The sequence below is a fragment of the Paenibacillus caseinilyticus genome (assembly GCF_027533645.1).
Taxonomy (GTDB): domain Bacteria; phylum Bacillota; class Bacilli; order Paenibacillales; family NBRC-103111; genus Paenibacillus_G; species Paenibacillus_G caseinilyticus.
The window spans coordinates 329,875-341,910 of record NZ_JAQAGY010000004.1; the positions used below are offsets into that span (position 1 = coordinate 329,875).

The 12,036-nt window shown below is 55.9% G+C and carries 8 protein-coding genes and 1 pseudogene; all 9 read right to left on the reverse strand.

Annotation, left to right across the window (positions count from 1 at the left end):
• Positions 1-81: 81 nt before the first annotated feature.
• The 9 genes and pseudogenes from O9H32_RS08785 to O9H32_RS08825 all read right to left on the reverse strand — a co-directional run bounded on the left by O9H32_RS08785 (position 82) and on the right by O9H32_RS08825 (position 12,035).
• The gene (locus O9H32_RS08785) at positions 82-1,350 is read right to left on the reverse strand and encodes an ABC transporter substrate-binding protein (protein WP_269865621.1); all 1,269 of its coding nucleotides are present in this window, start codon (positions 1,348-1,350) and stop codon (positions 82-84) included.
• Positions 1,343-3,202: a diguanylate cyclase domain-containing protein gene (locus O9H32_RS08790; protein ID WP_269865622.1), complete on the reverse strand. Its 1,860-nt coding sequence runs from the start codon at positions 3,200-3,202 to the stop codon at positions 1,343-1,345. The genes O9H32_RS08785 and O9H32_RS08790 overlap by 8 nt, the downstream gene beginning before the upstream one ends.
• A gap of 209 nt (positions 3,203-3,411) precedes the next feature.
• On the reverse strand, positions 3,412-4,629 hold the full coding sequence (locus tag O9H32_RS08795; protein WP_269865701.1) for an MFS transporter: 1,218 nt from the start codon (positions 4,627-4,629) through the stop codon (positions 3,412-3,414).
• Between the two features lie 259 nt (positions 4,630-4,888).
• Positions 4,889-5,032: a family 1 glycosylhydrolase gene (locus O9H32_RS08800; RefSeq protein ID WP_269865623.1), complete on the reverse strand. Its 144-nt coding sequence runs from the start codon at positions 5,030-5,032 to the stop codon at positions 4,889-4,891.
• 32 nt (positions 5,033-5,064) lie between these two features.
• Positions 5,065-5,406, reverse strand: a pseudogene (locus O9H32_RS08805) (family 1 glycosylhydrolase); the annotation flags it as partial.
• A 301-nt stretch (positions 5,407-5,707) separates the two neighbouring features.
• The gene (locus O9H32_RS08810; RefSeq protein WP_269865704.1) at positions 5,708-6,754 is read right to left on the reverse strand and encodes an MBL fold metallo-hydrolase; all 1,047 of its coding nucleotides are present in this window, start codon (positions 6,752-6,754) and stop codon (positions 5,708-5,710) included.
• Positions 6,755-7,185: 431 nt separating this feature from the next.
• Positions 7,186-10,305 (reverse strand): S-layer homology domain-containing protein, encoded by a 3,120-nt coding sequence (locus O9H32_RS08815; protein ID WP_269865624.1) that lies wholly within the window; start codon positions 10,303-10,305, stop codon positions 7,186-7,188.
• Positions 10,306-10,347: 42 nt separating this feature from the next.
• Positions 10,348-11,802: a DHA2 family efflux MFS transporter permease subunit gene (locus O9H32_RS08820; RefSeq protein ID WP_269865625.1), complete on the reverse strand. Its 1,455-nt coding sequence runs from the start codon at positions 11,800-11,802 to the stop codon at positions 10,348-10,350.
• Positions 11,799-12,035, reverse strand: a complete 237-nt coding sequence (locus O9H32_RS08825) for an MbtH family protein (protein ID WP_269865626.1) — start codon at positions 12,033-12,035, stop codon at positions 11,799-11,801. The genes O9H32_RS08820 and O9H32_RS08825 overlap by 4 nt, the downstream gene beginning before the upstream one ends.
• Position 12,036 lies beyond the last annotated feature (1 nt).

Sequence of the window (12,036 nt, forward strand, 5' to 3'; positions counted from 1 at the left end):
CGCTTCTGCGCTGAACGGGTTATCTTATGCGCTAACGGGAGGGCATGTTCTTGTCCTTCAAGGAGCCCTGCCGTGGCCGGGTTAGGGCTGGCTCAGATAGTCGCTTATCATCTTCCGGTCCTCCGATGTGATCTGCTCCGTCTGCTGCCCCAAATCTTGCAACTGCTCGGATATAGGCCTCTCGGACTCCACGATCCCCACGCTTTTCTTGTCCCAGAGCTCCTTAAGCCTGGCGTCCATGGGGGTTGGAAAGATCCCCTTATTGTGCGGTGCGAGGTCCCGCACCAAGGCCTTAACATCCTGGCCCCCCAGATACGCTTCCGTGCCCGGCTGGTCATCCGGCTGCAGCAGAGCCGTGCTTTGCTCGATATACTTCCAAGCTTCCGCCTTATGTTGGCTTTGCTTCGTTACCGCAATCATGGCTCCGTCCCTGTAGCCGTAGAGGTTCAGCGGCAGCCGCGCAGTCCGCCAGCGTCCGGCCAGCTCCGGAGCCCAGCTCTTCAGCTGCTGGGTCAAGTACGTTCCTCCGTACAGCATCGCGAGCTGTCCGCTTCGCAGGGCTTGTTGGCCGGAGGTATCCCATATCGAGCTTCGGAGAGCCAGACCATGCCTGCGGACTTCGCGGGAAACGAAGAAGGCATCCACGAACGCTTGGCTTCCGCGGGCAAATTTCATCTCCCGGTCCAACATGCTTGCAGACAGCGCTGCCGTTTCGAAGGGATCCGAGTAATACTGAAACAGGAAGATGTTGCTCTCTTTGAGTTTCATGGCCATATCGACCCACATCTGCGGATTGCTCATGTAAGCGGCAAGGGCTTCCGGTTCGGAGGGGAAGCCGTTCGCCTCCAGAAGATCGGCACGGTAATAGGTGACTGCGCTTGGCAATTCCATGGGAAGCGTAATGAGCTTGTCCATTGCCAAGTTCGAGTACATGGGCAGCATCCCTTCGGGAATCCGCGCTTCGTATTCTTTGGCCTGGTAGGGCGCCTCGCGAAGGTTGTCCAGGATATCGATCCCGTTGATCTTTCCCGTATGGGCGCTGTCCAGAATGACTACGTCGGGCGCCTCCCCCGTGATCACGGACTCGATGAGGGCATCGGCGATCTCTTCATACGTATGCAGCTCGGACTTTACTTTAATGTCCGGATGAACCGAAGCAAAGTGTTTGTCGTTTTCAGTTGTATCATAGAATGACCAGACGACCAATTCCTCGGAGGAATCCGGGTTTGCCTGCTGTACGGGCACGGACGCTTGAGGCGGTACCCGCTTCATATCGGTAACATGCTGGTGGCAGGCGGTGGTCACAACCGGGACCAGCAGGAGCGATATCCATTGGAACAGCTTATTCATGTTCTTCCTCCCCCTCCTTGCCCGGATCCCGGTACCACTCTACTCCACTTCCCCGCTGCTTGGCCCCATACATGGCCTGGTCGGCCAAGTTCAGCAGCTCTTCGGGGCGGTCGGCATCTGCCGGGTAACGGGCAATCCCAATACTGGTGTTCGGCTGCAGAACCAAGCCTTGGTAGCTCAGAGGTTCGTTGAAGCGTACGAGAATATCCTCGGCGGTTCTTTGGATCTCTTCAAGGCCGGCCGCTGGAAGAATGAGTACAAATTCGTCCCCCCCAAGCCGGCAGACCGTACCGCGGCCGGCCGCTTGGGTCAGGAGATGGGCGGCGTGCTGCAGCAGCGCATCTCCCGCTTCATGGCCGTATGTGTCATTAATGCGTTTGAACTGATTCAAATCCATGAACAGAAGAGCGCCGCAAGCACCCGGTTCCTCCAGCACTTCCCGCAGATGAGAGTGAAAATAATGCCGGTTCGGAATCTTCGTCAAAGCGTCCGTGAAGGCGAGCTTCTGGAACTGGATCTCGGACTGTTTGATGAGATCGGCCTGCTCCTTCAATACGGTATTCATGTGAATCGCCTCAGCGAACATGGCCTTGAGCTTCAGGGCCATCTGACGGAAATTCTCGTGCAGCTTATCGAACTCAATAACATGGCTGTTCTGGACGGAGATTTCGAAATGAGCGGTGATTTTGTCCGGCAGCCCCGTGGTTTCATGAGTTAATCTCACCAGGAAGTGCACAATAAACCGGCTGATGCAGGTGGCCGTACTGAGAACAAGCAGGATATATGCCAGAATGAGGACAAAATCCAGGATGTAGATTCCCTCTACGTCCGCAAGCAAAAGCGAAACCGGCAGCTTCACGCTGATCCGAATGCCAGCCTTCTCTTCCATCGTTGACTCATACAAGTAGAACGCTTCACGCCAGGCGGAAGGCTCAATGAATGGCCTTTGGGCTGGAAGCCACAGATACATGGAATCCTGATATTGATAGATGGTGCCTCCGGGGCGCCAATCCCACACCGTCTCGGCAGCTCTGGAGCTGTCCGCCAGCGTGTTTCCGTTCCGATCCGTCACCACAAGGCGGGCTGACGGGTACACGCTTTTGTCGACCATCGCGCTCAGCTTGCCGAGCTGGATCACATCCTGCAGCTCAAGGGCCCTATACTCCGCTGGTCCCCAGTGGTTCAGCTGTTCTTTAATCGAATTGGAAGTGGATTCGGCGATTTGGTGCGCGCGCAGATTGATCATGTGGTTCTGCGATATTCCGGTTACGATCATAAAACCAATGAAGGGGAACACCAGGCCGCTGATGGCCAGGTGGATCAAAATTTGCTGCAGCGTGATCGGCTTGTACTGCTCTTTGAAGAGCGACATGGGCAGAATGGGCAGATAAGTCAGCATCATCTCAGCGGCCAGCGCATTCCCTGCTCCATTCACGCTGTACCCCAAGATGTGGAGCATAATATCGCCCGGGTAGGCGGCTGCGGAATATCCATACCATCCGATCAGCGTACCGACGCCTGCCACGAACCAGAATAGCAGGTCACACAGAAACACCGACTTCTGCCGCATGCGGACAAGCCCCGCCAGACAAACAACTTCCAAGATGACGATCCCCGCGTTGAATAGCGGCATCTCCAGGAGGAAATAATTACTCCAAGCCACGAACAACGATAGCAGGATGGCCGCAGGACCGCCTAGCAGGAAGAGTGCAAGGATAAGGAAGACCGATGAGAAATGATAGTGGAGTCCATACAGCATTGGGATAGAAAACCAGTCTGCCCCCAGGCTCAAGATCAGCAGGACAAGGGTGGTCCGAAGCTTGCTTGGCGTGATATTCGTGATCCGTAACATCGTTTCATGCTCCTTCATCCATGAGAAGTTCAGGTAATCCCGACCTGCATGCGGACACCATCGACTTCATGGTTTCTAAGAGTATTTATCGGATGCCCGGTACATTGCTTTGAGAGGCAACCACTTGATACCACAACACTAAGATATACGGCTTCGCCGTCATGTAAGGAAGCCGCAGACCTCAACTCCGTTCGGACACCGGATTCCCCCTAGATGAGTTCCTTGCGGTTTGTTAAATAGCGGTACAAGATTAAGCCGCATAGAGAGCATACAGCTGCGCACAATCCGATAAACCCGTAGCCGGCCTGAAGACCACGAATCAACCCGGTTGGGGTGCCGGCTCCGTACAGATGTTCAACCGCTTCAATGACGCCCCCAATAGCATAGTTGCCTAGGACGCTGCCCACCCCCATGAGCGTAACCGTAAACGTAATGGCGGTATCGCTGCCGCCCGGATACCGTCTGGCAATGAAAGCCATTACCGTCGGATAAATCATGGCAATCCCGATTCCCGAGGCGGCCAGCAGGAAGGCTGCTTTGTCTCCGCCCCAGATTCCCGCAAACGTGCAGAGGGCAGAAAATCCGGAGAATAGAATAAGCGACAAGGTGAAGCCGATCTTATCTGTAACCGGTCCTAACAGAAGTCTTGCGAGTGTAAAACAGAAAAAAAAGGCAGACAGCATGGAGGAAGCTGTCACGGTATTCCACGCATACGCCTTCTCCAGAAAATTAACCAGCCAACCGCCCACAGCCAGCTCCGATACGACGCCAAAGGAAAGGACCAGCACCATAAGCCATAAGGCGGGGTCCCGCATCAGGCTCTTCAGTGGAATCCGCTCCTCCTGCGGGAGCTCATCGCCAGGGAACGAGCTGCGCAAGGCAAACAGAATCGGAAGAAGGGACAAGGAAAGCATAACGAGGTACATCCCGCGCCAATCGAGTACATGACCGAACAGGCTAACCTTCATAAGCCCCGTTGCAATCAACGGAGCGACAGTGGAGCTCAGTCCATAGAAGCCATGGGTCAGATTCATTATCAGCCCCGTATTTTTGATGAAGATTCGGGCTCCGAGAATAGCGAGTGCAATCTCAAGCATCCCATTGCCGATGTACATTAGAAAATAAGACGCCGAAAACATCGGATAACTGCGGGAAAGATAAATAAGCAGCCCCGAAAGAACCATAACGCCAAAGGCCGAAATAGTTACGAGTTTGATGCCCCATCTGCGTGTCAGCAAAGCCGTGAATGAACAAGCTATGAGATAGCCCAGCGCATTGAGCGCCAAGAGCGTGCCGAGCTGCGATTCATCCAACCCAAAATCGAATTGAATTCGCGGTATGGCGGGTCCTTTGATATTCTCCGAAAAGCCAAACACAATGAAGCCCAAAAAAATGGTTGCCAATTGCATGGCATAGATGGGATTCATCTTCTCCCAACGTTTCTCCACTCGCCCTACCCTCCTCTATGAAATGAAATACAGGAATTATAGGGATGGGCGGGAAGGATGTCAATCTCAAAAAGCAGCGGCGGCTGCCCCGCCTCACGCAGCGCGTCCGCATAGGCCTCGTACCTTCGGCGGCTGCTCTCGCTGTTCCGCCTGCCGGGATACCGTGGCAGCGGATACTTGTGCAGCTTTGGCAATTTCTCTGATGTTCGCCATGGACGGCTCCTATTCTGACAGGCGGTTAAGTAGACAAGCTTCTGCCGCCGGACCGGATGACCTCCCGGTACCAGTGGAAGCTGTCCTTCTTGATCCGGCGCAGCGACCTTGCATCCGTTTCGTCCCGGTCAATGTAGACGAAGCCATAGCGCTTCTGGTATCCGTTCAACCAGCTGAGTACATCGGTGAACGACCAGTGCCGTGGGCCAGGAGTTCGTTGATCAGGTTGTCATAGAAGAGCAGTCCCGCTTCATTCACTTCGCCAGAACCGGAGGGATAGATCCGCGGCCAGCTCACCGAGAAGCGGTACGCTTTGAGGCCCATCTCCGCCATGAGGGCGACATCTTCCCGGTACCGGTGATAATGGTCCATGGCGACATCGCCGTTGCTTCCCTGATAAGTTTTTCCTTCTATTTTGGTGAATACATCCCAGACCGACGGCCCCTTGCCGTCTTCGTCCCAAGCGCCTTCGATTTGGTAGGCAGCCGATGCGGAGCCCCAGAGGAATGCCGGGGGAAAAGATCGCACATGACGATGGATCATCAATTGTTCCCTCCTGGAATGGATAATCGCGTTCAGAGGATGAGTATAATGTATGAAACGCGTTACAGAGAGCAAGATGTACCTAGCCGCTCTATGGGATATGCCAAATTCCTGCCAACTATAGTATGGGGTCTGGGAATAAAATAAATCATGCAATACATGCCCCGTGAAATTATGGAGGTACGAAGGACCCTAGTAGAGGTTGGTATCCTGTTTGGGCAAGCAATACTGCCGGACAATAATTTATAGCCAACTGTAGGAGCTGCGGAGAAATCTGCGGCTCTTTTGGTCTAGCAACAAGTTATATTTTCCACCAAGATGAAGCAGCAGACCATTGCCCCCTAATGGGAATGGTCTCTCCGATACGAGGGGCTATAAGATTCACTTTCGCTTCAGCTGCCTTTTGTAATGCTCGTTCTATCGGTTCTGTCCAACCATGAAAAGCAAGGGTGAAGGCTCCCCAATGGATTAACATCATTTTCCTGCCTTGTACATCCAAGTGCGCTTGTACAGCTTCTTCGGGTGTCATATGAACCCAAGGCCAACGCTGATCATATTGGCCTCCTTCCATCAATGTGATGTCGAAGGGTCCATATTTCTTACCAATCTCCTTGAAATGCACATCGTAACCACCATCCCCGCTGGTATAGAACCGGGTTTGTTCCCCGAGAATCACCCACCCGCCCCATAACGTCGTGTCTCTATTCATGAGCCCTCTGCCCGAAAAATGTCTGGAAGGAGTGAAGGCGAAGGTCAGCCCCTGAAACTTGGTTTCTTCCCACCAATTGAGTTCCGTAATTTTTCCTTTAGCAACTCCCCACCGGATCAAATGAGCGCTTACTCCGCATGGAACAAAGAAATGACCGACCCTATCTTTCAGTTTTTTTATCGATCGATAGTCTAAGTGATCGTAATGGTCATGTGTAATGAGGACCGCATCGATTGGAGGCATTTCATCGATTGTGTGCAGCATGCTCCCACTGTAACGCTTGCTTCCTGCGAATGATACGGGCGAAGCAATCGGTCCAAGCATCGGATCTACAAGAATCTTCTTCTGATCGATATGGAGTAAAAAGGCGGAGTGTCCAAACCAGGTTAAACTGTTTTCTTCGCTGTTTATTTTGTTCCAATCTATTACTGAAACAGGTAATGGACCGACGGGTTTTCGGTCCTTTCCGCCCGATATAGAGTCCTTAAACATAGAGAAGTAATCACGTGCTCCCATTTTCAACATGGCTGGCTGTCGATTGACAAACTTCCCATTCACGTAATTTTCGAATTTGGTGTACTGTTGTTTTTGTTCGTTACTTGGATTCCCTCCAAATACCGGATGCGGATTCATCAACATCACGAACTCCCTTCCTCATCTTGCTCGGCAAGCACTTCTTCTTAGAAAAGGCAGCCATGTAGGCTGCCGCTCCATTTATTTTATATTATTGGAGTACTCATCCGCTACCGATTCCAACCATTCCGGCTTATTTAATGTATTAAGACAAAAATACGGAATGGTGGTTCGCAAACGAGATGCCTTTACCGTCTCGTGTTATCGCAGAGCAGGCAGGCATATTGCTCGATAGAAATCTATAAATGAGCTTACACAATAAAACAAGGAGCACGCTGCCAGCCTGGCAGATGCTCCTTGTTTCGCATAGATCACCGTCATTTCTTTCTTTGTGCAAGCATCTTTTTAGCCATGCTATGGCAAACGCAATCCCACACACTTGATTCAGTTCGCACTCGTTGGTTTAACGCACCCTAACCAGCAAGAATCCAATTAAGTTAACGAGCCGTTCGAACTGTCGTCTCCGGGGAGGCATAGATCGTTACCGTCGCCGATACTCCCGCTGCGGAAGTGACGGTCAAATCAAAGGATACCGGGCCCGGGCCGGTTATTCTCACATTGCCATAGGCATCGATGAGGATCGAATGGCTGTCATCGCTGATGCCCGAGATGGAGAATGCGGCCCCGAGGACCGGATTATATTTCTGAGCCTCCGCGTTCTCGTACAGAATGCCGTAATTGTCCGTCATATTCAATCCGGTGAAGGCGTTAAAGCTGAATCCTTCGTTGTATTCCCTATCGTCCCAGGTCAGCTTGTCGATGCGCAGCGGATCGGCCTTGACGGTCACGGTCGTGGACAGCGACTTCGTGGACCCGTCGGCTGCTATGAAGCTGACCGATACCTTGGCCGTGCCCGCCTTGTTGCCGATCACATAACCCGAACCGGCACCGTTCGCAAAGGTATTAACGACGTTCTGGTCGGATGAAGCGACGGACACGATCTGCTTCGGCCGCATGGCGATCGCATCCCCTGCCGCATTCTTGGCCGTGTAGGCTACCCCACGCCCGAACTTGCTGTCAGCCCGAAGCTGGCTGTCCTTGGTGAAGGTATAGGTAGCGTCTGTAACGGAATTGTACACACTGTCGAATACGGACCCGCTGTCTATCGTATTCCTAAGCGCAGGGATGCTGTTCAGGGAGTACGTCAGATTGGCCGTCGAAGGATCCATGACGTTAATTGATCTTTTTAACGTGCTGACCTCCGCCTGATCTTTTAAGATGGTGATCTCAAGTTCCATCCGGTAATCGACAGCCCCTGTATGGTTCAGAGCGGCAAACCGGAATTTCTTGTTATTGATCTGGTTTCTCAGGTTCGTCAGCACGGTCGGTTCGCCGCCAATCAGCGCCCGGTTGCCAAGCGCCGCTTCCTTATCCCCGATCACCAGTACCGGATGCTCCGTGGATAGCGGGGTGCCGGCAGTCTCGGGAGCAGCCGATGTCAAATCCCCGGTGACCGAATCCGGTGTAGAACTAGCAGGGCCGTAGGTTTTGGCGGCCATCTGCACCTGATACGTTGAGCCGCCGCTTGCCACGGCATTGCCCTGGTCATCCACACCAATCAGCCTGTCGAGCTGCTTGCCGTACTGGTCAAGCACCACATAGGTGAATACCGTGGTCGCACCCGGAACCATTCCCTTCAGCGGCGCAGTGACTTCTTTGATACGGTCCGGAACCCGGGCAGGCTGAACCTGGAAGGTTTTCGAGTCGCTGCTGGTACTGTTCGCTGAAGCAACCAAGACACTGACGGTTACAGAGCCGTTCTTTCGGGCAGGGACCGAGCCGATCTTGATCTTCCCTCTATGTTCGCCGGCCGTAGCGATCGCTGCCGAGGAATCGTTCGAGCTGATGTGGATCTGCTTCAGGTTCTCCGTGCTCAAGATGTCGTCGGTGCTCAGCTTCTGTCCCTGTGCATCGTAGGCGGTAAAAGGGATGTACGCTGCGAGGTCGCCCGCCGCAATGACATCCGCCGGTTCTCCGAGCTCCACCTTGGCTGCCAGTTTGCCCGGCTTGATCAGCACCGATCCTTCAGCAGCCGCCGCCTGATTCATGAAGGTGAAGCGGAATTCGCCCCCCTTATCCACATTCCGCGTCAGCGTAATATCCAGGATAGGAAGGCCGTCCCCATCTTCCTCCATCTCATAGGTCAGCCCCTCGAGATCGTCTTTCCACCGCAGCGCAGGCGTGGCGTCCAGCTCGGTGACCGCGTCGTAATCCATCTGGCTGCCGTATTGATCGTAGAAGGCGAGCCCGAACTTGGCATGGTCCCCCGCGGTCTGAATGGCCCGGCCGTCTCCATACTGTACCGCCCCAAGCTCCACCTTGGTCAGGAACGGGCTCGTGCCGACCTTCCATGAGGCGTCTGCGCTCACCCGGCTGTCTTGGTTCACGACCGAGGCTGTCACCACGCCGGCACCTGACACCGCACCGCTGGAATCGAGCGTTGCGAGCAGGTAACCGTCGGCGCTTCTGGCAAGCTTGACGATATCCCCATAAGTGCTGTAATTCCCTGCAGGTATCGTCGCAAGCTCATCATATTGGTTGGTCGCTTTGAGCTTCACGGTGACGTGTGAGGACTGGGCGACCGTATCGCCCGTGTGGACGAACTCCAGCGTCTTAACGGATTCGTCTTCAGCGGTGAACGTGCCGGAGTTCGTCCCGATGGACGAGGCATCCAGCCCCCCCAGCGTGACCTTGTATTCTCCGGATCGGAGATTGACGTCAGACAATGTCAGTACGGCGGACTTCTTGTCCTCTGCGAACTTCGCTTCGGCGGCAAGAGCGGCGGTACCTTGGATCAAGGTGAGTGTGGCTTTCTCTGTATCAACCTCCCGGTCGAAGTCGACCTGGACCTTCCTCACTCCGATCGCCTTCACGGAAGCGACAGATACCGGCTCCGTCACCTTCGCAGCGGCATAGGCCTGCCTGCCGCCATAAGCCCCGACGACCAGATCGGCCCGGGTAGCCGTCCTGGCCCCGTCCGCCCCTTCAGGGAGAAGGCGCTGCCCTGCGGCCTGCCGGATGGCATCTTGGTACCAAGGTGTGCCCTGCATATCCGGCGTTATGCCGATGCCTCTCAGCAGCGCTGCCGCAATCTCCCCTAGGGTCAGCGGGGCACCGGGATCGAAGAGGGTGTCGGACTTGCCGTTCACGAGGCCTGCTTTCTTGGCTGCCTCAATGTAGGGAAGCGCCCATCCATTCGCTGGATCTTCCGGCAGGACATCGCTGAAGCTTGAAGCGGTTAAGGTGTGGTCGACGGGTACGCCGTAGATTCCGACAAGCACCTTGGCAAATTGCCCCCGGGTCAGGTTCTCCCCGATCCCGAAGGTATCCGGCCCGGTTCCTTCCAGCACGCCGGCCTTCAGCAGTGCGTCGATCTTGGCTCTCAAGGCAGCATCGGTATCCGCCAGATCTTTGTAATCGGCAGACGTCCTGCCTCCGCTCCCGGCGTTTACCGGTGCAGCCGGTCCGGCAGCCGAATCGGCGGCCAGGGCAGTGGAGGTGAACATGGTGAATGCCGTCATGGCCGATACGAAGATATGTATGTATTTGTTGTTCATGCTGTGTCTCCCTTTCTAATGAAACCCAATGAATTCTCTATTCTATATGGTTTGCTTGATGGTTTGCTTGGCATGAGCCGCTTGTACCGGCGGATTAGCAGGCTTGGACGCCGGGCGGACGGCCTCTTCATCTTCCCTGCGGATCGTCAGCGCGAGGCACCACGCCAGAAGCAGGAAGCCGGCGGCTCCCAGCAGCGCCGCTTGGTAGGCGAATCCGGTAGAAGCGGACGGTGCCGCCGAATCCGCTGCGCCGGCATACGTCATGATGCTGCCAAGCAGGGCAACGCCCAGGGCCGAACCGAGACGGTTCTGTACCTGATATAAGGTAGAGGCCTGGCCCATGCTGGCTGCTGGCATGCGCGCGAATGCGAGCAGCTGGACGGCCCCGACCGCGTGCCCCAGCGTGAAGCCGCCGCCGAACATCAACGCGCGGATCAGCCAAGGGCTGGTGTCCGAACGGACCAGACACATCAGCGAGAAGAGGATAACAGCCCCTAATAAGGAGCTCACCATCAGCTTGCGGGGGCCCAGACGCCGGTTAGACCTGGGCATGAGCTGGGAAGCGGCCATCAAACCGAGCGCCTCCGGGAAGGTGGTGAGTCCCGAAGCCAGCGCCGAAGCGCCGTACACATCCTGGTACATGAGCGGGAACACATACAGCATCCCGAGCAGTCCGGCCGACAGGCAGAATCCGATAAGTGCTGCCGTGCGGAACAGCCGGTCTCCCAGCAGCCGGAGCTGCAGCAGCGGCTGGCTCGCGCGGAGCTGGGTAACGACCAGCGCGGCCAGCATGGCGAGCCCTCCCAGACCAGTGAGCACAATGGAAGGGGATGTCCAGCCCTGGAATGCTCCTTCGGTCAGCGCATAGATCACCATCGCGAAGCCCGGTCCGCTGAGCAGCAGTCCCGGCAGGTGGAGCCGCCCGGCGGGTGGCTGCTGCTCCGCTTGGAGCAGCAGCCATCCGATGAGCACGGCGGCCATGCCGACAGGTAGGTTCAAGTAGAAGCACCATCGCCAGGACAGCTCCTCGACCAGCAGTCCGCCGATCACCGGCCCGACCGCCGGAGCGGCCGCAATGGGCAGAATCAGCGACCGGGACACCTTGGCCCGCTCCTGGGGAGGGAACGCGCGGAACAGCATGGCCATGCCCACAGGAGCAACGAGACCGCCTCCGACCCCTTGAATAATGCGGAACAAGGTCAGCTGCTCCAGGCTGGCGGCCAGCCCGCAGCAGACCGAGGCCGCTGTGAAGAGAGTGATCGCGCTAAGCAGCACCCTCTTCGCGCCGAACCGGTCGCCGAGCCAGCCGGCCACCGGCAGGGACAGGGCTACCGCGGTGAGATAGCCGATGTTGATACTGCCGGTCTGTGCCGAAGGCACGTGAAGCTCGCTCCCGATGGAGAGCAGCGCCACATTGACGATCGTCGCATCCATGGCGACTAGGAACATGGCCGCCACATACACGAGGCGGAGGGTCAGCGTGCCGGATGCCTTCATCCCCCAGCTCCGGCAGACGGAGCCGATGCGGCAGCTTCCGCCGGCCCGGCCTGCGGGCGCATATCCGTCCAGCGGGTCTCGATATGGCTCAGGCACGCTTCCCGGGAGGCTTGCCCGAATACCTGCGTCCAGCCTGCAGGCACCAGGGCGAAGGACGGCCAGAGGGAATACTGGCCGAGTTCATTCATCAGGACGACGTAGGTGTCGTCCGCACTTTCAAATGGGTTGCTCATA

Bases quoted from the DNA above. Each gene is read 5' to 3' on its own strand.
- O9H32_RS08810 (WP_269865704.1), bottom strand. From the start codon at position 6,754: ATGTTGATGAATCCGCATCCGGTATTTGGAGGGAATCCAAGTAACGAA.
- O9H32_RS08815 (WP_269865624.1), bottom strand. From the start codon at position 10,305: ATGAACAACAAATACATACATATCTTCGTATCGGCCATGACGGCATTC.
- O9H32_RS08820 (WP_269865625.1), bottom strand. From the start codon at position 11,802: ATGAAGGCATCCGGCACGCTGACCCTCCGCCTCGTGTATGTGGCGGCC.
- O9H32_RS08785 (WP_269865621.1), bottom strand. From the start codon at position 1,350: ATGAATAAGCTGTTCCAATGGATATCGCTCCTGCTGGTCCCGGTTGTG.
- O9H32_RS08825 (WP_269865626.1), bottom strand. From the start codon at position 12,035: ATGAGCAACCCATTTGAAAGTGCGGACGACACCTACGTCGTCCTGATG.
- O9H32_RS08795 (WP_269865701.1), bottom strand. From the start codon at position 4,629: ATGAATCCCATCTATGCCATGCAATTGGCAACCATTTTTTTGGGCTTC.
- O9H32_RS08790 (WP_269865622.1), bottom strand. From the start codon at position 3,202: ATGTTACGGATCACGAATATCACGCCAAGCAAGCTTCGGACCACCCTT.